Below are 23,477 nucleotides of genomic sequence, written 5' to 3' on the forward strand. Positions count from 1 at the left end.
TCCTGCCGGGCCCTCTTGTCCCGACCGATCGTTCGGTTACTCTAACTCCAGTCTGCTCTTCTTCACCCGCCCCTGCCTGATCTCATGCTGAGAACCAGCCTGATCCTGCCCGGCTCAACGAGGAGTTGGTCCCTGATGGCCGCCGAGCTCACCCTCTCCCAGCTCACCGAGAAGCACCGGCCCACCCTGGACCAGGCGCTGGCTGCCATCCGCAGCCGCGCCTACTGGTCCCCGCACCCCGAGCACCCCAAGGCCTACGGGGAGACCGCCCCGGCCGACGGGCTCGCCGCCTTCGAGGCCGTCCGCGGCACCCGCTTCGACCTCGACCAGCCCGGCACCGACGGCTGGACCGGCGGCGAGGTCTCCCCGTACGGCCCGGAGCTGGGCGTGGAGTACCCGCACGCCGACGTGGACGTCCTGCTGCCCGCCATGAAGGCCGGCATGGGCGCCTGGCGCGACGCCGGGCCCGAGGCCCGCGCCGCGGTCTGCGTCGAGATCCTCTCCCGCATCTCCGCCCGCACCCACGAGTTCGCGCACGCGGTGATGCACACCAGCGGCCAGGCGTTCATGATGGCGTTCCAGGCGGGCGGCCCCCACGCGCAGGACCGCGGCCTGGAGGCCGTCGCCTACGCGTACGAGGAGCAGACCCGGGTCCCCGGCCAGGCGGACTGGTCCAAGCCGCAGGGCAAGCGCGACCCGCTGGAGCTCGGCAAGACCTTCACGGCGGTGCCGCGCGGCATCGCGCTGATGATCGGCTGCAACACGTTCCCCACCTGGAACGGCTACCCCGGCCTGTTCGCCTCCCTGGCCACCGGCAACGCCGTCCTGGTCAAGCCGCACCCGCGCGCCGTCCTCCCGCTGGCGCTGACCGTCAAGGTGGCCCGCGAGGTGCTCGCCGAGGCCGGCTTCGACCCGAACCTGGTGGCGCTGGCCGTCGAGCGGCCGGGCGAGGGCATCGCCAAGACCCTCGCGGTCCGCCCCGAGATCAAGCTGATCGACTACACGGGCTCGACGGAGTTCGGCGACTGGCTGGAGGCCAACGCCCGCCAGGCGCAGGTCTACACCGAGAAGGCCGGCGTCAACACGGTCGTCGTCGACTCGACCTCCGACTACAAGGGCATGCTGTCCAACCTGGCCTTCTCGCTGTCCCTCTACAGCGGCCAGATGTGCACCACCCCGCAGAACCTGCTGATCCCGCGCGAGGGCATCGGGACGGACGCCGGCCACAAGTCCTACGACGAGGTCGTCGCCGACCTCGCCGCCTCGGTCGGCGGCCTGCTGGGCGACGACGCCCGGGCCAACGCCCTGCTGGGCGCGCTGGTCAACCCGGACGTCAAGGCGCGCCTGGAGGCCGCGGCGGGCCTGGGCGAGGTCGCGCTGGCCTCCCGCGAGGTGGCCAACCCCGAGTTCCCGGACGCGGTCGTGCGCACCCCGGTGATCGTGAAGCTGGACGCCGGCAAGCCGGACCCGGAGGCGGCGTACCTGTCGGAGTGCTTCGGCCCGGTCTCCTTCGCGGTGGCGGTGGACTCCACCGCCGACGCCCTGGAGCTGCTGCGCCGCACGGTGCGGGAGAAGGGCGCGATGACGGTGGGCGCCTACACCACCTCGGCGGACACCGAGCGGGCGATCGAGGAGGTCTGCCTGGAGGAGTCGGCGCAGCTGTCGCTGAACCTGACGGGCGGGGTCTACGTGAACCAGACCGCCGCCTTCTCCGACTTCCACGGCTCGGGCGGCAACCCGGCGGCGAACGCCGCACTGTGCGACGGGGCGTTCGTCTCCAACCGCTTCCGCGTGGTGGAGGTCCGCCGCCAGGCGTAGCCCCCGGGGCCCGGGCCCGGGCCTCAGGGCCGGGGGCCGCCCCAGTGGAAGAGGGTCATCGCGACGCTGGTCGCCAGGTTGTAGCTGGAGACCTGGGGCCGCATCGGCAGGGAGACCAGGTGGTCCGCCCGGGCGCGCAGCCCGGGCGAGATCCCGTGGCGCTCGGAGCCGAAGGCCAGCAGGGCGTCGTCCGGGAGGGTGAGGGCGCGGATGTCCTCGCCCTCCGGGTCCAGCGCGTACACGGGCCCGGGCGGGAGCTCCTCCAGCTCCAGCCGGTCCACGGTGGTCGCGTAGTGCAGCCCGGCCCCGGCGCGGACCACGTTGGGGTGCCAGGGGTCGAGGTCGCCCCGGGTCACCACGCCGGTGGCGCCGAAGCCCGCGGCGAGGCGGACGACGGCGCCGACGTTGCCGAGGTTGCGGGGGTTGTCGAGCAGGACGATCGGCGCGGGCCGGGGCGTGCGCGCCAGGGCGGCCCGCCCGGCGTCCCGGTCGGGCCGGACGGCGAGGGCCGCGACCCCGGTGGGGTGCACGCGCGGCAGCAGCTCCTTGAGCGGCCCCCGGCGCAGCAGCCGGGCCACCTCCTCCTCCACGTCGGGAGCCAGCTCGGCGGCGAGGGAGCGTACGCCGTCCGGCTCCTCGGCCACGACGAGCAGCACCTCGGCCCCGAACCGCAGGGCGTGCTTGAGGGCATGGAACCCGTCCAGCAACACCACGTCGTCCCGTCCGGCGATCCCGGCCCACTCCCGCACCACAGCACTCATGCCCCGACCCTACGACCCGCCGGCGGCTATCCCGCCTCGCCGGCGTGCGAGGCCCGGGGGTCCGGGGGCGCAGCCCCCGGGAGCGGGGGCCGGGGCCGCGCCCCGGGGAACGGCGGAAGGGCGGGGCGGGGAGCCGCTCCGCGCAGCGGCAGCAGCGCGCCGGCCCGCGCCCCCACCCACACCAGGAACCCGGTCGGCAGGAACACCGCATCGGCGGCGATCATCGCCAGCGAGAAGAACGGCAGCCCCAGCAGCACCGCGATCCCCGCGTGCTCCAGCATCATCACCGCCAGCAGCCCGTTCTTGACCCGCCGGTTGAAGAGCGTGAACGGGAACGCGACCTGCACCACCACGGTCCCGTAGGTCAGCAGCATCACCGTCACCCCGCTGCCCGCCAGCACGCCCGACAGCGCCGGCCACGGGGTGAAGTAGTCCAGCCGCAGCGGGTAGTACAGCGCGGTGCCGTCCTGCCAGCGCGAGCCCTGGATCTTGTACCAGCCCGCCGTGGCGTAGATCAGGCAGACCTCCGCCATGATCACGAGCATCCCGGCGTTGTGCAGCAGGTTCGCCAGTACGTCCAGGGCGGCCCGCCGCTCGCCCTCCGGCTCGTACCGCTCGGCCGCCCACCACAGCGCGGCCCCCGCCCACAGCGCCGCGAACACGGCCGTCCAGCCGCCGCTCAGCCGTCCGGCCAGCGCCCCGTAGGCGAGGACCGCGCCCAGCACGCCCCACAGCGCCGGCCCGGCCGGCCCCGCCGCGGCGCTGCCGCGCAGCCTGGCCCGCCGCGCGTCCAGCGACCAGACCTGCGCGCAGCGCGTGAGCACCAGGTAGACGGCCATCAGGTGGATGACGTTGTCACCGCCGTCGCCCATGAACACGCTGCGGTTCTGCAGCGACAGCACCCCGACCATGAACAGCACGGACGTCGCCCGCGTCCGCCAGCCCAGCGCCAGCAGCGCGCTCGCGGCCGCGGCGAGGCCGTAGACGAGTTCGAACCACCACCCGGACGCGGACCACAGCAGCACCGTGAAGGCGTGGTTCCCGGCGACCAGCCGCTCGGCGAGCTGCCAGCTCCACGGCCCGTCGGGCCCGTACAGCTCCTGGCGGTGCGGGAACTCGCGCAGCAGGAAGAACAGCCAGGTCCCGGCGAAGCCGATGCGTACGACGGCGCTCTGGTACGGGCCGAGGGCCTGGCCGCTGACCTGGGCGAGCGCCCGCCTCAGACGGTCCACCACGGCAGCTCCCGGTAGTACGTCTGGGTGTCCGTCTTCTCCCCGCTCCAGGCCGGCGCGGCCACGGAGCGCGTCGCCGAGCGCAGCTGGACCCGTACGATCCGGTCGCCGCCGGGGAGTCCGGCCCCCAGCCGGGCGCCGGCGATCCGCTTCAGATAGGCCTCGGACAGCTCGCCGCGCTCGGCGTCGGTCGCCTTGTCCTCGTCGTCGTGGGAGCCGGTGAAGAAGTCCCAGGCGCGGCGGAGCTCGTTCTGCCGGGTGTGGCTCGGCAGCAGGCCGTGCCGGATGGCGGCGGCGTCCTCGGCGGACAGGTCCCGCCAGTCCGTGGTGACGAGGGCGCCGGCGGCGGTGCGGACCTGGGCGCGGGCCTCCACGGCGATGTTCTGCTGGAGCGGGTTGGGGGCGAAGAGCTTCCAGTTCTGTTCGAACTCGGGGTAGACCCAGCCGTCGACCAGGCCCGCGTGCCGCTTGCTCAGCGTGTTGGAGGGGGCGACGTGCAGGAAGACCAGCCCCAGGTGCAGGCCGGCGGCGACGGCCAGCGCGGCCGTGACCAGCGCCGCGAGGACCCGGTAGGGGAGGGACAGGCCGGCGATCCCGGGCGCCCGGGCAGGAGCCGCACCGGGCCCGTCCCCGCGCTCGCGCTCGTTCGCGTCCATCCCGCCCCGATCATCCGGCGTCCACAGGGTTGCCCACAGAGGTTGACACCCTACGGGCCGCCGTCTCACCATTGAAGAGGATGAACCGAACGATCGGTCGGTCGGGCGGACGGCAGACTCGGACGCAGATTCGGACAGGGAGCCGTGATGGTCGCAGTGACTCCGGAGACGGGGACGTCGGGCGGGGTGGACGGAGGGTCCGCCGGCCTCGGCGCGCAGCTGAGGGCGGACTTCGACGCCGCCGTCGCGGCGGAGGAGCGCGTGGAGCCGCGCGACTGGATGCCCGAGGAGTACCGCGCCTCCCTGGTCCGGCAGATGGCCCAGCACGCCCACTCCGAGATCATCGGCATGCAGCCCGAGGCCAACTGGATCACCCGCGCGCCCTCGCTGCGCCGCAAGGCGATCCTGATGGCCAAGGTCCAGGACGAGGCGGGGCACGGCCTCTACCTCTACAGCGCCGCCGAAACCCTCGGGACCAGCCGCGACGAGCTGCTCGACAAGCTCCACTCCGGCAAGCAGAAGTACTCCTCGATCTTCAACTACCCGACCCTGACCTGGGCGGACGTCGGCGCCATCGGCTGGCTCGTGGACGGCGCGGCGATCACCAACCAGGTGCCGATCTGCCGCTGCTCCTACGGCCCCTACGCCCGCGCGATGGTCCGGATCTGCAAGGAGGAGTCCTTCCACCAGCGCCAGGGCTACGAGCTGCTCCTCGCCCTCTCCCAGGGCACCGAGGCCCAGCACGCCATGGCCCAGGACGCCGTGAACCGCTGGTGGTGGCCCTCCCTGATGATGTTCGGCCCGCCGGACGACGAGTCCGTCCACAGCGCCCAGGCGATGGCCTGGCGGATCAAGCGGCACTCCAACGACGAGCTGCGCCAGCGCTTCGTCGACATCGCCGTCCCGCAGGCCGAGTCCCTGGGCCTGACCCTGCCCGACCCGGACATCCGGTGGAACGAGGAGCGCGGGCACCACGACTTCGGCGCCATCGACTGGGCCGAGTTCTGGGACGTGCTCAAGGGCAACGGCCCCTGCAACGAGCAGCGCATCGACCAGCGGCGCAAGGCCCACGAGGAAGGCGCCTGGGTCCGCGAAGCGGCCACGGCGTACGCGCAGAAGCACACCGGCACCGGACGAGAGGTACAGGCATGACGCAGAACTGGCCCCTGTGGGAGGTGTTCGTGCGCTCGCGCCGCGGCCTCTCGCACACGCACGCGGGCAGCCTGCACGCCCCCGACGCCGAGATGGCCCTGCGCAACGCACGCGACCTCTACACGCGGCGGAGCGAAGGCGTCTCCATCTGGGTGGTGCCCTCCGCGGAGATCACGGCCTCCTCCCCGGACGAGCGGGACCCGTTCTTCGCCCCGTCCGCCGACAAGCCCTACCGGCACCCGACCTTCTACGAGATCCCCGAGGGGGTGCGCCACCTGTGAGCACCGACACCGCCACCCCGCCGGCGGCCACGGCCGCCGTCCTCGCCCTCGCGGACGACGCGCTGATCCTCTCCCACCGCCTCGGCGAATGGGCCGGCCACGCCCCCGTCCTGGAGGAGGAGGTCGCCCTCGCGAACATCGCGCTCGACCTGCTCGGGCAGGCCCGCGTCCTGCTCTCCATGGCGGGCGACGAGGACGAGCTGGCCTTCCTGCGCGAGGAGCGCGCCTTCCGCAACCTCCAGCTGGTCGAGCAGCCCAACGGGGACTTCGCCCACACCATCGCCCGCCAGCTGTACTTCTCCCTGTACCAGCACGAGCTGTACGCGGAACTGGCCTCCGGCGACGGCCCGTTCGCCCCGCTGGCGGCCAAGGCCGTCAAGGAGACCGCCTACCACCGCGACCACGCCGAGCAGTGGACGCTGCGGCTCGGCGACGGGACCGGGGAGAGCCGCCGGCGCATGCGCGCGGCCCTGGACGGGCTGTGGAAGTACACCGGGGAGATGTTCCGCCCCGTCGAGGGCCTCGACGTGGACCCCGCCGCCCTGGAGGCCCGCTGGCTGGCCGCGCTGGGCGGCGTCCTGGAGCAGGCCGGACTCGACCTGCCCGAGGGCCCGCGCACGGGCGCCTGGACCGCCGGAGCCGGCCGCCAGGGCCTGCACACCGAGTCCTTCGGGCGGCTGCTCGCGGAGATGCAGCACCTGCACCGCAGCCACCCGGGAGCGTCGTGGTGACCGCCGCGGCCGGGACGAGCCGTCTGGAGGCGGAGCTGGCCGAGCTGGCCGGCACCGTCCCGGACCCGGAGCTGCCCGTCCTGACCCTCGCCGAGCTGGGCGTCCTGCGCGGCGTGCGGATGCATGCCGAGGGGTACGCCGAGGTGCTCCTGACCCCCACCTACACCGGCTGCCCGGCCATCGAGGCCATGTCCGCCGACATCGAGCGCGTCCTCACCGACCACGGCATACCCCGGGTGCGGGTCACCACGGTGCTCGCCCCCGCCTGGTCCACCGACGACATCAGCGCCGAAGGCCGCCGCAAGCTCGCCGAGTTCGGCATCGCCCCGCCGCGCCCGCACTCCGCCGGCGGACCGGTCCCGCTCACCCTGTCGGTGCGCTGCCCGAACTGCGGCTCGACCGACACCGAGCTGCTCAGCCGGTTCTCCTCCACGGCCTGCAAGGCGCTGCGCCGGTGCGCCGCCTGCCGCGAACCGTTCGACCACTTCAAGGAGCTGTAGATGGCCGCACCCCGCCACGGCGCGTTCCACCCCCTGACGGTGGCGGCGGTCGACCGGCTCACGGACGACTCGGTGGCGCTGACCCTGTCGGTGCCCGAGGAGCTGCGCGCCGAGTACCGGCACGCCCCCGGACAGCACCTGACGCTCCGCCGCAGGCCCGCCGAGGGCGCCGAGGTCCGCCGGACCTACTCGATCTGCTCCCCCGCCCCGGCCGCCGACGGCCCGGGCCCGGCCGAGCTGCGCGTGGGGGTGCGCCTGGTGGAGGGCGGCGAGTTCTCCACCTTCGCCCACAAGGAGGTCGGCGCCGGCGACGTACTGGACGTGATGGTCCCGGCCGGGCGGTTCACCCTGGACCCGGCCGCCGCCCCGGCCTCGGCGCACTACGCGGCGATCGTCGGCGGCAGCGGCATCACCCCGGTCCTGTCGATCGCGGCCACCCTGCTCGCGGCCCGCCCCGACGCCCGGTTCTGCCTGGTGCGCAGCGACCGCACGGCGGCCTCCACGATGTTCCTGGAGGAGGTGGCCGACCTCAAGGACCGCTACCCGGACCGCTTCCAGCTGGTCACCGTCCTCTCCCGCGAGGAGCAGGAGGCCGGCCTGCCGTCCGGGCGCCTCGACGAGGCCCGCCTCACGTCCCTGCTGCCCGCGCTGCTGCCGGTCGCAGAGGTCGCGGGCTGGTTCCTGTGCGGCCCGTACGGGCTGGTGACGGGTGCGGAGCGGGCCCTGGGCGCGCTGGGCGTCGTACGCACCCGGGTGCACGAGGAGATCTTCCACGTCGAGGAGACCGCCCCGCAGGACCCCGTGCGGTCCTCGGCACCGGTCGCGGCCCACGGCCGGGTCACCGCCCGGCTCGACGGCCGCTCGGGCACCTGGCCGGTGCAGGCCGGGGAGTCCCTGCTGGACGCCGTGCTGCGCAACCGCGCGGACGCCCCCTACGCCTGCAAGGGCGGGGTCTGCGGCACCTGCCGGGCGTTCGTGGTCTCGGGCGAGGTGCGCATGGACCGCAACTTCGCGCTGGAGGAGGAGGAGACGGAGGCCGGGTTCGTGCTGGCCTGCCAGTCCCACCCCGTGACGGAGGAAGTGGAGATCGACTTCGACCGCTGAGCCTCCCCGGCGGGCTGTGCTTCTGCCGTCTCCTGCTCTATCTTGACGCCCCGTCAGGTCCAGTGGCCGAGCCCGCTGGACCACAGCACCGGTGCGCGCGGGAGGACAGGCAGTGGACTTCACCTTCACCGAGGAACAGCGGGCGGCCGTCGAGGCGGCGAAGGCGGTGTTCGCCGACGTCGCCCCCGACGGCGTCCCCAGCCCGGCGCTCACGCCGGGAGCCGTCGCCGAGGAGTTCGACCGGCCCCTGTGGGCCACGCTCGCCCGCTCCGACCTGCTGGGCCTCGTGCTCGCCGAGGAGCACGGCGGGGCGGGCCTGGACACCATCGCGCTCTGCCTGGTGCTGCGCGAAGCGGCCGGGGCGCTGGCCCGGGTGCCGCTGCTGGAGCACTGCGCGACCGCCATGGCCGTCCAGTCCCACGGCGGCCCCGAACTGGCCGCCGCCCTGCTGCCCGGCGCCGCGCGCGGCACGCTCGTCCTCACCGCCGCCGCGCAGGGCCGCACCGGCCACGACCCCGCCGAACTGGCCGTCACCGCACGCCGCGAAGACGGCTCCTGGACCCTGGACGGGGTGCAGACCGCCGTCCCCTGGGCGCACTGCAGCGACTGGATCGCGGTCCCCGCGCACACCGGCGACGGCCACGCCGTGCTCGCGCTGCTCCCCCGCGCCACCGAGGGCCTCGCCCTCGCCGACCAGTACTCCACCAGCGGGGAGAAGCTCGCCGAACTCACCCTGGACGGGGTCCGGGTCCCGGCGGCCCACGTGATCGACGCCCCCGGCGCCTGGGAGCGGCTGCGCCAGGTCCTGACCACCGGCACCTGCGCCCTCGCGCTCGGCCTCGGCGAGCGCGTCCTGGCCATGACCAGCGGCTACACGAGCAAGCGCGAGCAGTTCGGCTTCCCCGTGGCCACCTTCCAGGCCGTCGCGGTCCAGGCCGCCGACCGCTACATCGACCTGCGCGCCATGGAGGTCACCCTCTGGCAGGCGGCGTGGCGGCTCGACGCCGCGACCGCAGCGGCCGGCGGCCCGCTGCCCGCCTCCGGGGACGTGGCCGTCGCCAAGATCTGGGCCTCCGAGGGCGTACGCCGGGTGGTGCAGACCGCGCAGCACCTGCACGGCGGCTTCGGCGCCGACACGGACTACCCACTGCACCGCTACCACGCCTGGGCCAAGCAGCTGGAGCTCCAGCTCGGCCCGGCCGCCGCGCACGAGGAGGCCCTGGGCGACCTGCTGGCCGCCCACCCCCTCGGCTGAGCCGGGAGCCGTGCCGGAGCCGGCCCGGGCCCGACCACCCCGGGCCCGACCACCCCGGGCCCGACCGGCCCCGGGCCCGACCGGCCCCGGAGGGCGGAGGCTAGAGGACGAAGGCCGGGTTCCCGTGCTCCGTCACCATCGGGCGCCCGGCGCCGTCCCAGGCCTGCATCCCGCCGGACACGTTGACGGCGTCGATGCCCTGGCCCACCAGGTACTGGGTGACCTGGGCGCTGCGCCCGCCCACGCGGCACATCACGTACGCCGTGCGGCCGTCCGAGACCGCCTCCGTCACCTCGCCGAAGCGCGCGACGAAGTCGCTCATCGGGACGTGCAGCGCGCCCTCGACATGACCGGCCGCCCATTCGTCGTCCTCACGGACGTCCAGGACGAGGCCTTCGGCGGGCACCGCGGCGGCCTCCACCGAGGGGAGCGGTCCGAAGTTCATGACAGTCGCCTTCTCTCTTCACGGATCTGGCCTGCCAACCTATCCGACCCCGGCGCCCGGGCTCACGGAGTCGCGAAGGACGCCAGTTCCGCCTCGCGCTCGGAGACCTGCGCCAGCAGCTGCTCGGCGATCTCCTCCAGCAGCCGGTCCGGGTCGTCGGGGGCCATCCGCAGCATCGCGCCGATCGCGCTGTCCTCCAGCTCCTTGGCCACCATCGACAGCAGCTCCTTGCGCTGCGACAGCCACTCCAGCCGGGCGTACAGCTCCTCGCTCTCGCTCGGCGCCGCGTCCTGCGGCACCGGGCCCGCGTCCCACTCCTCGGCCAGCTCGCGCAGCAGCTGCTCCTCGCCGCGCCCGTAGGCGGCGTTGACCCGGGCGATGAACGCGTCGCGCCGCTCCCGCTCCGTCTCGTCCTGGGCCAGGTCCGGGTGGGCCCGGCGGACCAGCTCGCGGTAGAGCCGGCGGACCTCCTCCGAGGGGCGCACCCGCTCCGGCGGGCGCACCGGCCGGTCGGTGAGCATCGCGGCCGCGTCGTCGGAGATCCCGTCCGAGCCCAGCCAGTCGTGGAACAGCTCGTCCACCCCGGGCATCGGCATGACCAGCGCGCGGGCGTCACGGGCCCGCCGCAGGTCCTCGGGATCGCCGCTGCGGTCGGCCTTCGCCTCCGCGATCAGCGCGTCGAGCTCGTCGAGCCGCGAGTACATCGGCCCGAGCTTCTGATGGTGGAGCCGGGAGAAGTTCTCGACCTCCACCCGGAAGGTCTCCACCGCGATCTCGAACTCGATCAGTGCCTGCTCGGCGGCCCGCACGGCACGCTCCAGGCGGGCCTCGGGGCGCTCGTCACCGGAGGCGGCCTGCTCTTCGGGGGCTGTCTGTCCGCTCTGCTCGCTCACCCGGCCAGCCTACGGCCCGGCCGGGGGAGCCGTTCCTCCCCCGGCCCCGCGGGCCGCCGCTCAGACCCCGAACTCGGCGGCGATCCGGCCGGAGCGCACCGCCGCCACCAGGTCCGCGTGGTCGGCCTCGCTGCGGTCGGCGTAGGCGACGGCGAAGGCGGCCATCGCCTCGTCCAGCTCCTCGTTCTTGCCGCAGTACCCGGCCAGCAGCCGCGGGTCGGCGCTGTGGGCGTGCGCACGGGCCAGCAGGGCGCCGGTCATCCGCCCGTAGTCGTCGAGCTGGTCGGCGGTCAGCGCCGCCGGATCCACGCTGCCCTTGCGGTTGCGGAACTGGCGCACCTGGTAGGGACGCCCCTCGACGGTCGTCCAGCCCAGCAGGATGTCGGAGACCACCTGCATGCGCTTCTGCCCGAGCACCACCCGGCGGCCCTCGTGCTCCTCCTCCGGGGAGTGGAAGCCCAGCGCGGGCAGGTGCGGCAGCAGCACGGAGGGCCGCGCCTCCTTGACCTGGAGCACCAGGGGCTCGCCCCGGTGGTCCAGCAGCAGCACCACGTACGAGCGGGTGCCCACGCTGCCGGTGCCGACGACGCGGAAGGCCACGTCGTGGATCGCGTAGCGGGCCAGCAGCGGCAGCCGGTCCCCCGACAGCGTCCCCAGGTAGGGGCCCAGCGAGGCGGCCACGGCGGCGGCCTCCTGGTCGCCGACGCGCCGCAGCACGGGCAGCGCGTCCACGAAGCGGCGGCCGCCGTCCTCGACCGCCTCGGTCGACTTGGCGGCGAACCGGGCGGAGGTGTTGTTGCGGGCCTTCGCCGAGACCCGCTCCAGGGTGCCCAGCAGGTCGCGGGCGTCGGTGTGGGAGACGAGCTCCTCGTCGGCGATGGCGTTCCAGGCGTCGAGCGCGGGGAGCTTGGCCAGCAGCCGCATGGTGCGCCGGTAGGCGCCCACGGCGTCCTGCGCCGCCGCCCGGCAGGTGTCCTCGTCGGCGCCGGCGACGCGTCCGGCCAGCACCAGCGAGGTGGCGAGGCGCTTGACGTCCCACTCCCACGGGCCGAAGACGGTCTCGTCGAAGTCGTTGAGGTCGATCACGAGCCGGCCGCGCGCGTCCCCGTAGAGGCCGAAGTTGGCCGCGTGGGCGTCGCCGCAGATCTGCGCGCCCACCCCGGTCACCGGGCCGCCGGACAGGTCGTGCGCCATCAGGCCGGCGGCTCCCCGCAGGAAGGCGAAGGGGTTGGCGGCCATCCGGCCCACCCGTATCGGGGTCAGCTCGGCGACCCGCCCGACGTTGGACTCCTCCACCGCGCGCACGGCGTCCGGGCGGCCGGCGGGTATCTCGAAGCGGGCGTGGGCGGAGCGCGGCACGCGCAGCCGCAGTGCCCGGCCGGCCTCCTTGGGGGAGCCGGCCACGGTCTTCGGGGCGAAGCCCGGGACGCGCGGGACGCGCCCGCCGGACCGTCCCGCGTCGGCGGCTTCCGCCGCGTCCGCCGCGTACCGTCCCGATGCCGTCGCCATGTGCGCCGCCCCCCGCCTCGTCACGCCCCACCGGCGGCTTCTCCGCCGGTCAGATCGGCCCGACGGTACCCCAAGTCCCCCGCACGGCACCGCCACAGGGCCGCCACAGCCCTGCTACAAACCGGCGTCCCGCGCCAGCAGCGCCGCCTGCACCCGGTTCTCGCACTCCAGCTTCGCGAGGATCCGGCTCACGTACGTCTTCACCGTCGCCTCGCTCATGTGCAGCCTGCGGCCGGCGTCCGCGTTGGACAGGCCCTCCCCGAGCAGCGCCAGCACCCCGCGCTCCCGCTCGCTCAGCCCCGCCACCCGCCGCCGGGCCTCCTCGCCGCGGCCCGCGGCCCGCCCGCCGGCCAGCTGGTCCACCACGTGCCGGGTCGCGGCGGGGGACAGGTAGGCGTCCCCGGCGGCGGCGGCCCGGACCGCGCCGATCAGCTCGCCGGGCGCCGAGTCCTTCAGCAGGAACCCGGCACCGCCCTGGCTCAGCGCCCGCAGCACGTTCTCCCGCTCCCCGAAGGTGGTCAGGATCAGCGCCCGCGCGCCCGGCACCGCCCGCCCGAGCTCGCCCAGCGCGGTCAGCCCGTCCATCACCGGCATCTGGATGTCCAGCAGCACCACGTCCGGCGCGTGGGAGCGGGCCAGCTCGACCGCCTCCCGCCCGTCGGCCCCCTCCGCCACGACCTCGATGTCCGGCGCCGAGGTCAGGATCATCCTGATCCCGGCCCGGATCAGCGGCTCGTCGTCAGCGATCACCACTCGGATCACCTTGGCTGTCACCCGCGCTCCTACTGCTCGACCTCGTACGCCTGCTTCTCGACGAGCTTGCCGTCCAGGAAGCAGAACCGGAAAACGGTGTCCTTCGTGAGCTCCGAGGAGTCCACGGCCAGCAGCGCCAGGCAGTCCGACCCCGCCGGCGGCGGCGGGCCCTTGCGGTCCACGCCCATCGTCAGGACGCTGTCCCCGTCCGGCAGTCGCCTGCGCACGGACTGCTCGGACTCTCCCACGTGCACGTCGTCGTACTGGGCCTTGCTGATCATCGCCTGGTTCGCGGTGCTCACCAGCAGGACCATGCCGGCGCCCAGCACGATGACCAGCAGCACCACGGCCGCCACCGCGATCCCGCAGCCCGTCGCGACGCCCCCCGCCCGGGTGCGGACGGGGACGGACAGCTCGCGGTCCAGCGCCGCCCAGTCCATCGGCGGGGCCGTCCTGGCGGCCCCCTCCCGCGCCAGCGACAGCGCCTGCGACCGCTGGCCGAAGTCGTCGGCGAAGTCGCCGGCGGCGTCGTCGGCCGCCCCGGCCGGCTCCGTCCCGTACGGCAGGACCCCGGCCACCCGGAACCCGCCGTCCTCGGTGGCGCCCGCGTGCACCATGCCGCCGACCAGCCGGGCCCGCTCCCGCAGCCCCGTCAGGCCCTGCCCGCCGGAGACCACCTCGCCCGAACCCCGTTCGACGGCCGGACCGTTGGCGATCTCCACCACCAACGAGTCGTCCTCGTAGCGGAGTTCCACGGCGATCGACGACCCCGGGGCGTGCTTGTAGGCGTTGGTCAGCGCCTCCTGCACGATCCGGTACGCGGCGTGGTCGCAGGCCGCGACCAGCGGCCGGGGACGCCCCGCCGTGCCGAGCCGCACATCGGTCCCCGCGGCCCGCGCCGCCTCGACGATGCCCGCGATCCCGGCCACCCCGCGGGCGGCCGGCTGCGCCTCGTCCGCCGGGGCGGGGGCCTCCACCCCGTCCCGCAGGATCCCGACGACCTCGCGCAGCTCGTGCATCGCCGCCACCGAGGCCTGCCGCAGCACCCCGACCGCCTCGCGCTGGCGGTCGGTCAGCGCCGGGTCCACCTCCAGCGCCCCGGTGTGCACGGAGATCAGGGCCAGTTGGTGGCCGAGGCTGTCGTGCATGTCCTGGGCGATCCGCTGCCGCTCCCGCAGCCGGGCCTGCCCGGCGACCATCGTCCGCTCCCGCACGAGCCGGTCGTTGCGCTCCTGGAGGGCGCTCAGCAGGGTCCGGCGCTGGTGCCAGTACCGGCTGGCCAGGCCGGGCATGACGGTCGCGGCCAGGAACAGCAGGGTGGCGAACACGATCACCAGGAAGGGCCGCATCTGCGCCCACTGGTCGACGAGCGTGAGGCCGACCGACGCGAGGAAGGCCAGCACGAACGCCCCGAGCGCCCGGCCCACGCCGACGATCCTGCGGCCCGCGGACCAGCCCAGCACGATCGTCACGAGGAACACGGCGGGCAGCAGCGCGCTCGCCGCGGCGCCCGCCACCAGCGTGACCGCCGGCAGCCGCCTGCGCAGCAGCACCAGCGCCACCACGGCCACGGCCCCGAGGACCGTCTTCAGGCCCGAGCTGTTGCTGAGTTCGTCGACGCCGAGGCCCAGCAGGGCCAGCAGCCCCGCGAGGGCCAGGTCCCCCGCCAGCATCCGCCGGGACCAGGGCTCCGGCCCCTTCAGCCACTCCCGGCCCGCACGCACCCTCGCCTCGGCATCCACGCGACCGACCCTAGACAGCGGCACACCCCGCGGGCCGCCCTCTTTCGTCGCGCCCTGCACGACGAAAGTCGGACGGTCGGCGGCGACGCACGACGGGCGTCCGCACGGACGGCCGGAAACGGCGAGAAGCCCCGATCCGGAGTCCGGACCGGGGCTTCCCCGATGTGGGCGAGGGGGGATTTGAACCCCCACGTCCCGAAGGACACTGGCACCTGAAGCCAGCGCGTCTGCCGTTCCGCCACTCGCCCGAGTAGCTCTCCAGTGGATCTTGCCTTTCGGCCCGTTCCCCTGGCGACGTCGAAACAGTAGCACGTCAGAAGGGGTGGATTGAAATCGCTTTCCCGTCACCCCCGGTGGACCTCCCGACGGCCCCTCCCACAGCCCCCTCCGGGTGCGGGACACTGTCCCTGGAGCACCCCTACGATCCCTTGTGAGGACCAACACTCCTGTGGACAGGAGCGAAGGGGAACCACCCGAATCCGCCACGCGTGGATACGATCAGTAAGCAGTACAGGGCGACAGCGACGGAGGAGGTGCCCGATGGGAGTCCTGAAGCGGTTCGAGCAGCGACTCGAAGGTCTGGTGAACGGCACCTTCGCCAAGGTGTTCAAGTCCGAGGTCCAGCCGGTGGAGATCGCCGGCGCCCTCCAGCGGGAGTGCGACAACAACGCCACCATCTGGAACCGCGAGCGGACCGTCGTCCCCAACGACTTCATCGTGGAGCTGAGCGCCGGCGACTACGAGCGCCTGAGCCCCTACTCCGGGCAGCTCGGCGACGAGCTCGCGGGCCTCGTCCGCGACTACGCCAAGCAGCAGCGCTACAGCTTCATGGGCCCCATCAAGGTCCACCTGGAGAAGGCCGAGGACCTGGACACGGGCCTCTACCGCGTCCGCAGCCGCACCCTGGCCTCCAGCACCTCCCAGGACCCCTCCCAGGCCCCCCAGGGCCAGCAGGGCGGTTACGGCTACCCGCCGGTCGCCGCCCCTCCCATGCCCGCGGGTCCTCCCCCGGGCGCACCCGGCGGCCGCCCCGGCGGCGCCCCTCCGACTTCCGGCGCTCCGGGCACCATGCGCCGCTGGATCGAGATCAACGGCACCCGCCACCAGATCTCGCGTCCCACGCTCGTACTCGGCCGCAGCACCGAGGCCGATGTGCGGATCGACGACCCCGGCGTATCCCGCCGGCACTGTGAGATCCGGACCGGAACACCCCCGACGATCCAGGATCTCGGGTCCACCAACGGCATCGTGGTGGACGGACAGCACACCACCCGCGCTACGCTCCGCGACGGCTCGCGGATCGTCGTGGGCAGCACCACCATCATTTACCGGCAAGCCGAAGGGTGAAGCGGGGGCAATGTCAGAGCTGACCCTGACGGTCATGCGGTTGGGTTTCCTGGCCGTTCTGTGGCTGTTCGTCATCGTGGCCGTTCAGGTCATCCGCAGCGACCTGTTCGGTACGCGCGTCACGCAGCGCGGTTCGCGCCGCGGCGGCGGCGCGGCCGCGGCGCCGCAGCAGACCGGGCGGCAGGCCGCCCCGCCGCAGCAGCGCCAGCGCCGCGGCGCGCCGACCAAGCTCGTCGTCTCCGAGGGGACCCTCACGGGCACCACCGTGACCCTCGCCGGCCAGACGATCACGCTGGGCCGCGCCCACGACTCCACGATCGTGCTGGACGACGACTACGCCTCCAGCCGCCATGCCAGGATCTACCCCGACCGTGACGGCCAGTGGATCGTCGAGGATCTCGGGTCCACCAACGGCACGTATCTCGACCGGACCCGACTCACCACCCCGACGCCCATCCCGCCGGGCGCCCCGATCCGCATCGGCAAGACCGTCATCGAGCTGCGGAAGTAGTACGAGAATGAGCGAGCGGAGCGAGCGAGCCGCAGCGGTCCGTCCCACCGGGGACGCGGACCCGAGCGCGCTCCCGACCGGAGGGTGGGCAGTGTGGCTCGAGACCGGTTGTACCCCGAAGCGTCGTCGACAGGGCAGGTGCGCATGAGTCTGACCCTGCGTTTCGCCGCCGGATCGCACAAGGGGATGATCCGCGAGGGCAACGAGGACTCCGGCTACGCCGGGCCCCGGCTCCTCGCCGTCGCCGACGGCATGGGCGGCCAGGCCGCCGGCGAGGTCGCCAGCTCCGAGGTCATCTCCTCGCTCGTCCAGCTCGACGACGACATCCCGGGCTCCGACATCCTCACGGCCCTCGGCATCGCCGTGCAGCGGGCCAACGACCAGCTGCGCGTCATGGTCGAGGAGGACGGCCAGCTGGAGGGCATGGGCACCACGCTCACCGCCCTGCTGTGGACCGGCCAGCGGCTCGGCCTCGTCCACGTCGGCGACTCCCGCGCCTACCTGCTCCGCGACGGCGTCCTCACCCAGATCACCCAGGACCACACCTGGGTCCAGCGGCTCGTCGACGAGGGCCGGATCACCGAGGAAGAGGCCACCACCCACCCGCAGCGCTCCCTCCTGATGCGGGCGCTCGGCAGCGGCGACGTCGTGGAGCCCGACCTCTCCATCCGCGAGGTCCGGGCCGGCGACCGCTACCTGATCTGCTCCGACGGCCTGTCCGGCGTGGTCTCCCACCAGACCCTGGAGGAGACCCTCGCCGACTACCACGGCCCGCACGAGACGGTGCAGTCCCTGATCCAGCTCGCCCTGCGCGGCGGCGGTCCGGACAACATCACCTGCATCGTCGCGGACGTCCTCGACACCGACAGCGGCGACACCATGGCCGCCCAGCCGAACGACACCCCGGTGGTCGTCGGCGCGGTCGCCGAGAACCCGCACCAGCTCTTCGACGGCAACGCCATGCAGACCCCGGCCGGCCGGGCCTCGGGCCTCGGTCGCCAGACCCCGCCTCCCCCGGGCGCCTTCGGCCCCCCGGGCAGCGGTGAAGCCGCCGGCTACGGATACCCCGACCAGAGCCAGGGCGGCGGCGCCCCGTACGGAACCTTCGGCGAACCCGAGGCGTACGACGCCGACGGCCAGTACGACGACTCGTACGACCACCCGCGCAAGCGGCGCAGCAAAGGGCGCAAGTGGACCACCCGCACCCTGATCCTGCTCCTCGTCGCCGGCGTCGTCGGCGGCGGCCTGTACGCCGCGCACCGCTGGACGCAGACCCAGTACTACGTGGGCGTCAAGGGTGACCACGTCGCGCTGTACCGCGGCATCAGCCAGAACCTGGCCTGGATCCACCTCTCTCAGGTCGAGACGGATCATCCCGAGATCGAACTGAAGTACCTGCCGTCCTTCAAGCGGAAGCAGGTCGAGGCCACCATCAGCGAGGACAGCCTCGACGGGGCGCGCAAGAAGATCGACGAGCTCGGCACCCAGGTCTCCGCCTGCAAGCAGGAAGAGGCCCGCCGCGCCGCCGAAGCGCAGGGCAGCCAGACGCCCGGACCCAGCCTGACTCCCGCGGAGCAGGCTGTCGTCGGCCAGTGCGAGAAGCAGTAGAGATACGCGGGCACAGGGGGCCCGCCACACCATGAGCGTTGTCACCAACACGACCACCATCGGCGCCATCGAGGCGCCGAGCCGGCGGAACACCGAGCTCCTGCTGCTCGCCTTCGCCGTGGTCATCCCGATCTTCGCCTACGCCAACGTGGGCCTGTCGATCCACGGCGAGCTGCCCCCGGGCATGCTGGTCTACGGGCTCGGCTTCGCCGTGCTCTCCGGCATCGCGCACCTCGTCGTACGCCGCTACGCCAAGTACGCCGACCCGCTGCTGCTGCCGATCGCGACGCTGCTCAACGGGCTCGGCGTCGTCCTGATCTGGCGGCTCGACCAGTCCGAGCGGCTGCGGAGCCTCGCCAAGCGCAGCTTCGGCGGCTTCTCGGAGTCCGCGCCGCGGCAGATGATGTACACGGCGCTCGCCATCGCCCTGTTCTCCGTCGTCCTGCTGGTCCTCAAGGACCACCGCGTGCTCCAGCGGTTCACGTACATCTCGATGGCCGGCGCCCTCGTCCTGCTGATCCTGCCCGTCGTCCCGGGTCTGGGCGCGGACGTCTTCGGCGCGAAGATCTGGATCAGCGTCGGCGGGTTCTCCATCCAGCCCGGTGAGTTCGCCAAGATCGTCATCGCGATCTTCTTCGCCGGCTACCTGATGGTGAAGCGCGACGCCCTGGCCCTGGCCAGCCGCCGATTCATGGGCCTCTACCTGCCGCGCGGCCGCGACCTCGGCCCGATCCTGATGATCTGGGCGATGAGCCTGCTCGTCCTCGTCTTCGAGAACGACCTCGGCACCTCGCTGCTGTTCTTCGGCATGTTCGTGATCATGCTGTACGTGGCCACCGAGCGGACCAGCTGGATCGTCATCGGCCTGCTCATGTCGGTCGGCGGCGCCACGGTCGTCGGCATGACCGCCAGCCACGTCAAGGTCCGCGTCACCGCCTGGCTCGACCCCTTCGCCTGCTACACCACCTCGGGCGCCTGCGAGCAGGTCGGCCAGTCGATCATGAGCTTCGGCTCGGGCGGAGTCCTCGGCACCGGCTGGGGCCAGGGCAACTCGGACCTCATCGGCTTCGCCGCCAACTCCGACTTCATCTTCTCGACCGTCGGCGAGGAGCTCGGCCTGACCGGCGTCATGGCCTTCCTCCTGCTCTACGGCCTGATCATCGAGCGGGGCGTGCGCACCGCCCTCGCCGCCCGCGACCCCTTCGGCAAGCTCTTCGCCATCGGGCTCTCCGGCGCCTTCTCCCTCCAGATCTTCGTCGTCGCCGGCGGAGTCATGGGCCTCATCCCCCTCACCGGCATGACGATGCCCTTCCTCGCCAACGGCGGTTCCTCCGTCCTGGCCAACTGGATGCTCATCGCCATCCTCATCCGGATCAGCGACACCGCGCGCCGACCCGCCCCGGCCCCCGCTCCGTCCCCCGACTCCGAGATGACCCAGGTGGTCCGCCCGTCATGAACAAGCCCCTGCGCCGCATCTCGCTGTTCTGCGGGCTCCTCGTCCTCGCACTGCTGATCCGCACCAACTGGCTGCAGTACGTCCAGGCCGAGGACCTCAGCACCCGCAAGGAGAACCGCCGGGTCCAGATCGCCCAGTACGCCACGGAGCGCGGCAACATCATCGTCGGCGGCCAGCCGATCACCGGGTCCGCGGTCACCGACGGCAGCGACTTCAAGTTCAAGCGGACCTACATCGACGGTCCGCTCTGGGCGCCGGTCACCGGCTACGCCTCGCAGGCCTTCGGCTCCACCCAGCTGGAGAAGATCGACGACGGCATCCTCACCGGCAACGACGACCGGCTGTTCTTCGACCGGACGATCGGCATGTTCACCGGTGAGAAGAAGCAGGGCGGCAACGTCATCACCACCCTGAACGCCGACGCCCAGAAGGCCGCCTTCACGTCCCTGGGCAACAAGAAGGGCGCGGTCGCCGCGATCGACCCGCGCACCGGCGCCATCCTGGCCCTGGCCAGCACCCCGTCGTACGACCCCTCGACCTTCGCGGGCAACTCCAAGAACGACGAGAAGGCCTGGCGCGAGCTGAACGACAGCGCCGACAAGAACCTGGTCAACCGCGCCCTGCGCGAGACCTACCCGCCGGGCTCCACCTTCAAGGTGGTCACCGCCGCGGCCGCGCTGGAGCACGGGGTGATCAGCGACATCAACGCCCCGACCGACACCCCCGAGCCGTACATCCTGCCGGGCACGCGGACCCCGATGGTCAACCACGCCAGCGGCTGCGAGAAGGCGAGCCTGAACGACGCGCTCAAGGTCTCCTGCAACTCGGTCTTCGCGAACGTCGGCGACAAGGTCGGCCGCGACGGCATGGTCGAGACCGCCCAGAAGTTCGGCTTCAACAGCACGATCGACACCCCGGTCCGCGCCTTCGCCAGCGTCTACGACAAGACGATGGGCAAGGACGGCAACGCGCTGAGCTCGATCGGCCAGTTCAACACGGCGGCCACCCCGCTCCAGATGGCCATGGTCACCGCGGCGATCGCCAACGACGGCAAGCTGATGAAGCCGTACATGGTCGAGCAGCTCACCGCTCCCAACCTCGACACGATCGAGAAGCACGAGCCGCAGGAGATGAGCCGGCCCCTCAGCGCGGCGAACGCGCAGAAGGTCCAGCAGATGATGGTGAACGTGGTCGAGAACGGCACGGGCACCACGGCCAAGATCAAGAACGTCAAGGTCGGCGGCAAGACCGGTACCGCCCAGCACGGCGAGAAGAACGCCAAGCGCCCCTACGCCTGGTTCATCTCCTACGCCGAGCTGCCCGACGGAACCTCCCCCGTGGCCGTGGCCGTCGTCATCGAGGACAGCGCCGTCCAGGACCGCGAGGACATCACCGGCGGCGGCCTGGCCGCACCGGTCGCGAAGGCCGTCATGGAAGCCGTCCTGAAGAACAAGGGATGACACCCGCAGACGGGATCCGAGCGCTCGGTACCGGTCCGATATCAGCCTGTGGTCACGAACCGATCACCGACGATCGGCCGGTAGCCTTGCCGCGAACAGCACACCGCCGGACCACACACGGGTGCGGTCGGGACTGACGGAGAGGGCTGGAACGTTATGGAAGAGCCGCGTCGCCTCGGCGGCCGGTACGAGCTGAGCCACGTGCTCGGCCGCGGTGGCATGGCCGAGGTCTACCTCGGGCACGACACCCGGCTCGGCCGTACCGTCGCCGTCAAGACCCTGCGCGCCGACCTCGCCCGTGATCCGTCCTTCCAGGCCCGGTTCCGCCGCGAGGCCCAGTCGGCCGCGTCGCTCAACCACCCGGCCATCGTCGCGGTCTACGACACCGGCGAGGACTACGTCGACAACATCTCCATCCCGTACATCGTGATGGAGTACGTCGACGGCTCCACCCTGCGCGAGCTGCTGCACTCGGGCCGCAAGCTGCTGCCCGAGCGGACCCTGGAGATGTGCATCGGCATCCTCCAGGCGCTGGAGTACTCGCACCGCGCCGGCATCGTGCACCGCGACATCAAGCCCGCCAACGTCATGCTCACCCGGACCGGCCAGGTCAAGGTCATGGACTTCGGCATCGCCCGCGCCATGGGCGACTCCGGGATGACCATGACGCAGACCGCCGCCGTGATCGGCACCGCCCAGTACCTCTCCCCGGAGCAGGCCAAGGGCGAGCAGGTCGACGCTCGCTCCGACCTGTACTCCGCTGGCTGCCTGCTCTACGAGCTGCTCTGCGTGCGGCCCCCGTTCGTCGGCGACTCCCCCGTGGCGGTCGCCTACCAGCACGTACGGGAAGAGCCGCAGCCGCCGTCGAACTTCGACCCCGAGATCACGCCCGTGATGGACGCCATCGTCCTCAAGGCCCTGGTCAAGGACCCCGACTACCGCTACCAGTCCGCCGACGAGATGCGCGCGGACATCGAGGCCTGCCTGGAGGGCCAGCCCGTCGCCGCCACCGCCACCATGGGCGGCGCCGGCTACGGCTACCCCGACCAGGGCGGCTACGGGCACCAGGGCTACGACCAGCCCACCACCGCCCTGCGCTCCCCGGACTCGGGCCAGACCTCGATGATGCCGCCGATGCCCCCCGGGGGCGACGGCGGATACGGGTACCAGGACCAGGGACACGGAGGCTACGACCAGGGCCACGGCCGGCGCCAGCAGAAGAAGAGCCGCGCCTCGACGGTCCTGCTGGCCATCGCCGGTGTGCTCGTCCTGGTCGGCGCGATCCTGATCGGCAAGTCCCTCTTCAGCACCGCGGACAACCGCCCCGCCGTCCCCAAGCTCGTCGGCCAGACCTTCGAGTCGGCGCAGGGCAGCGCCAAGAACATGGGCCTCACGGTGGAGAAGGAGGCCGAGGAGCCCTGCGCGGACCAGCCCAAGGGCAACGTCTGCTCGCAGAACCCGGCCGAGGGCACCAAGGTCGACAAGGGCTCGTCGGTCAAGGTCAAGGTCTCCTCGGGAGCGCCCAAGGCGGCGGTCCCCGACGTCGCACGGCTGAAGTTCGAGGACGCCGAGACCCTGCTGAAGAAGAGCAACTTCCAGGTCGAGAAGAAGCTCGTCGAGTCCGACGGCGCCAACCCGGGCACCGTCCTGGACCAGAACCCCAAGGCCGGCAGCCAGGCCGAGCAGGGTTCGGTGGTCACCCTCCAGGTCGCCAAGGAGGTCGCGAAGGGCGTCGTCCCGGCCCTCACCGGCCTGACCAAGGAGCAGGCGGTCAAGGCGCTCCAGGACGCCAAGCTGAAGCTCGGCAGCACCACCGAGGTCGATCAGCCCGGAGCCGCGCCGAAGACGATCGTGGCGCAGCAGTACGAGCCCGGCCAGCAGCTCCCCAAGGACACCCCGGTCAACGTCAGCATCACCAAGGCGTCCTCTCAGCCGGCCGCCGTGCCGGTGCTGACCGGGCAGACCGTGGCCCAGGCGAAGAACATCCTGAAGCAGAGCAACCTGAACTTCGGGGCGGTCCTGGGCGGTCCGACCGACGACAACGCCATCGTGGTGGCCTCCGACCCGGCCGCCGGTACCCCCGTCCCGGGCGGCACGGTCGTCAACGTCCGCACCATGGCGAACCCGAGCCAGCCGCAGGACGGCGGGCAGGGCGGCGGAGGCTTCTTCGGCGGCCTGACCGGCGGCCGACGGTAGCCGCCCGGCACCCCGGTCCGGCGACGCAGCCCGGTTTCACGTGAAACAGGCCCGGCCCCCCGCGTGG

General features: G+C 72.8%; 21 protein-coding genes and 1 tRNA gene. 13 read left to right on the forward strand and 9 right to left on the reverse strand.

Annotated elements, in window-relative coordinates:
- Window positions 1–135 precede the first annotated feature (135 nt).
- Window positions 136–1,818 carry a phenylacetic acid degradation protein PaaN gene (paaN, locus tag ACIRBY_RS13100; RefSeq protein WP_403900557.1) on the forward strand — a complete coding sequence of 561 codons (1,683 nt, stop codon included), beginning with the start codon at window positions 136–138 and terminating at the stop codon, window positions 1,816–1,818.
- Between the two features lie 23 nt (window positions 1,819–1,841).
- On the opposite strand, the gene ACIRBY_RS13105 is transcribed toward paaN, so the two are convergent.
- Genes ACIRBY_RS13105 through ACIRBY_RS13115 form a run of 3 tightly spaced genes read right to left on the reverse strand, consistent with a single transcriptional unit; the run spans window position 1,842 to window position 4,467 of the window.
- A complete protein-coding gene (locus ACIRBY_RS13105; protein WP_403900100.1) occupies window positions 1,842–2,579 on the reverse strand; it encodes a TrmH family RNA methyltransferase in 738 nt (245 codons plus the stop codon).
- Window positions 2,580–2,605: 26 nt separating this feature from the next.
- Window positions 2,606–3,814, reverse strand: a complete 1,209-nt coding sequence (locus tag ACIRBY_RS13110) for an HTTM domain-containing protein (RefSeq protein ID WP_403900102.1) — start codon at window positions 3,812–3,814, stop codon at window positions 2,606–2,608.
- Complete coding sequence (locus tag ACIRBY_RS13115) at window positions 3,799–4,467, reverse strand: DUF5819 family protein (RefSeq protein ID WP_403900104.1); 669 nt, start codon at window positions 4,465–4,467, stop codon at window positions 3,799–3,801. The genes ACIRBY_RS13110 and ACIRBY_RS13115 overlap by 16 nt, the downstream gene beginning before the upstream one ends.
- Window positions 4,468–4,614: 147 nt before the next feature.
- Between ACIRBY_RS13115 and paaA the strand changes: the two genes are divergently transcribed.
- From paaA to ACIRBY_RS13145, 6 genes are all read left to right on the forward strand, one after another.
- On the forward strand, window positions 4,615–5,619 hold the full coding sequence (gene paaA / locus ACIRBY_RS13120; RefSeq protein WP_403900106.1) for a 1,2-phenylacetyl-CoA epoxidase subunit PaaA: 1,005 nt from the start codon (window positions 4,615–4,617) through the stop codon (window positions 5,617–5,619).
- Complete coding sequence (gene paaB, locus ACIRBY_RS13125; protein WP_351877754.1) at window positions 5,616–5,900, forward strand: 1,2-phenylacetyl-CoA epoxidase subunit PaaB; 285 nt, start codon at window positions 5,616–5,618, stop codon at window positions 5,898–5,900. The genes paaA and paaB overlap by 4 nt, the downstream gene beginning before the upstream one ends.
- Window positions 5,897–6,631, forward strand: coding sequence for a 1,2-phenylacetyl-CoA epoxidase subunit PaaC (gene paaC, locus ACIRBY_RS13130; protein ID WP_403900109.1), 735 nt, complete (start codon window positions 5,897–5,899; stop codon window positions 6,629–6,631). Before paaB ends, paaC begins: the two co-directional genes overlap by 4 nt.
- Window positions 6,625–7,131 (forward strand): 1,2-phenylacetyl-CoA epoxidase subunit PaaD, encoded by a 507-nt coding sequence (paaD, locus tag ACIRBY_RS13135; protein ID WP_403900111.1) that lies wholly within the window; start codon window positions 6,625–6,627, stop codon window positions 7,129–7,131. The genes paaC and paaD overlap by 7 nt, the downstream gene beginning before the upstream one ends.
- Window positions 7,132–8,235 (forward strand): 2Fe-2S iron-sulfur cluster-binding protein, encoded by a 1,104-nt coding sequence (locus tag ACIRBY_RS13140; protein ID WP_403900113.1) that lies wholly within the window; start codon window positions 7,132–7,134, stop codon window positions 8,233–8,235.
- A 112-nt stretch (window positions 8,236–8,347) separates the two neighbouring features.
- Window positions 8,348–9,490 (forward strand): acyl-CoA dehydrogenase family protein, encoded by a 1,143-nt coding sequence (locus ACIRBY_RS13145; RefSeq protein ID WP_403900115.1) that lies wholly within the window; start codon window positions 8,348–8,350, stop codon window positions 9,488–9,490.
- Window positions 9,491–9,590: 100 nt separating this feature from the next.
- Here the strand turns inward: ACIRBY_RS13145 and ACIRBY_RS13150 are convergent, their stop codons facing one another.
- The 6 genes from ACIRBY_RS13150 to ACIRBY_RS13175 form a co-directional block, all read right to left on the reverse strand.
- A complete protein-coding gene (locus ACIRBY_RS13150) occupies window positions 9,591–9,935 on the reverse strand; it encodes a rhodanese-like domain-containing protein (protein WP_403900117.1) in 345 nt (114 codons plus the stop codon).
- A 62-nt stretch (window positions 9,936–9,997) separates the two neighbouring features.
- Entirely contained in the window at window positions 9,998–10,828 is an 831-nt protein-coding gene (locus ACIRBY_RS13155; protein ID WP_403900119.1) for a hypothetical protein, read from the reverse strand.
- A 60-nt stretch (window positions 10,829–10,888) separates the two neighbouring features.
- Window positions 10,889–12,337: a DUF2252 domain-containing protein gene (locus ACIRBY_RS13160; protein ID WP_403900121.1), complete on the reverse strand. Its 1,449-nt coding sequence runs from the start codon at window positions 12,335–12,337 to the stop codon at window positions 10,889–10,891.
- Between the two features lie 114 nt (window positions 12,338–12,451).
- On the reverse strand, window positions 12,452–13,111 hold the full coding sequence (locus ACIRBY_RS13165) for a response regulator (protein WP_403900123.1): 660 nt from the start codon (window positions 13,109–13,111) through the stop codon (window positions 12,452–12,454).
- An 8-nt stretch (window positions 13,112–13,119) separates the two neighbouring features.
- Window positions 13,120–14,832 (reverse strand): sensor histidine kinase, encoded by a 1,713-nt coding sequence (locus ACIRBY_RS13170; protein ID WP_403900125.1) that lies wholly within the window; start codon window positions 14,830–14,832, stop codon window positions 13,120–13,122.
- 165 nt (window positions 14,833–14,997) lie between these two features.
- Window positions 14,998–15,080: transfer RNA gene (locus tag ACIRBY_RS13175), tRNA-Leu, on the reverse strand.
- Between the two features lie 292 nt (window positions 15,081–15,372).
- On the opposite strand from ACIRBY_RS13175, the gene ACIRBY_RS13180 reads away from it, so the two are divergent.
- From ACIRBY_RS13180 to pknB, 6 genes are all read left to right on the forward strand, one after another.
- Window positions 15,373–16,179 (forward strand): DUF3662 and FHA domain-containing protein, encoded by an 807-nt coding sequence (locus tag ACIRBY_RS13180; protein ID WP_366454130.1) that lies wholly within the window; start codon window positions 15,373–15,375, stop codon window positions 16,177–16,179.
- Window positions 16,180–16,189: 10 nt separating this feature from the next.
- Window positions 16,190–16,690 (forward strand): FHA domain-containing protein, encoded by a 501-nt coding sequence (locus ACIRBY_RS13185; RefSeq protein ID WP_344160193.1) that lies wholly within the window; start codon window positions 16,190–16,192, stop codon window positions 16,688–16,690.
- A gap of 144 nt (window positions 16,691–16,834) precedes the next feature.
- On the forward strand, window positions 16,835–18,298 hold the full coding sequence (locus ACIRBY_RS13190) for a PP2C family protein-serine/threonine phosphatase (protein ID WP_403900128.1): 1,464 nt from the start codon (window positions 16,835–16,837) through the stop codon (window positions 18,296–18,298).
- A gap of 31 nt (window positions 18,299–18,329) precedes the next feature.
- Window positions 18,330–19,754 (forward strand): FtsW/RodA/SpoVE family cell cycle protein, encoded by a 1,425-nt coding sequence (locus ACIRBY_RS13195; RefSeq protein WP_403900130.1) that lies wholly within the window; start codon window positions 18,330–18,332, stop codon window positions 19,752–19,754.
- A complete protein-coding gene (locus ACIRBY_RS13200; protein WP_403900132.1) occupies window positions 19,751–21,214 on the forward strand; it encodes a peptidoglycan D,D-transpeptidase FtsI family protein in 1,464 nt (487 codons plus the stop codon). The genes ACIRBY_RS13195 and ACIRBY_RS13200 overlap by 4 nt, the downstream gene beginning before the upstream one ends.
- Window positions 21,215–21,370: 156 nt before the next feature.
- Window positions 21,371–23,410: a Stk1 family PASTA domain-containing Ser/Thr kinase gene (pknB, locus tag ACIRBY_RS13205; RefSeq protein ID WP_403900134.1), complete on the forward strand. Its 2,040-nt coding sequence runs from the start codon at window positions 21,371–21,373 to the stop codon at window positions 23,408–23,410.
- Window positions 23,411–23,477: the final 67 nt, after the last annotated feature.

The sequence above is a fragment of the Streptomyces sp. NPDC096136 genome (assembly GCF_044763325.1).
Taxonomy (GTDB): Bacteria; Actinomycetota; Actinomycetes; order Streptomycetales; family Streptomycetaceae; genus Streptomyces.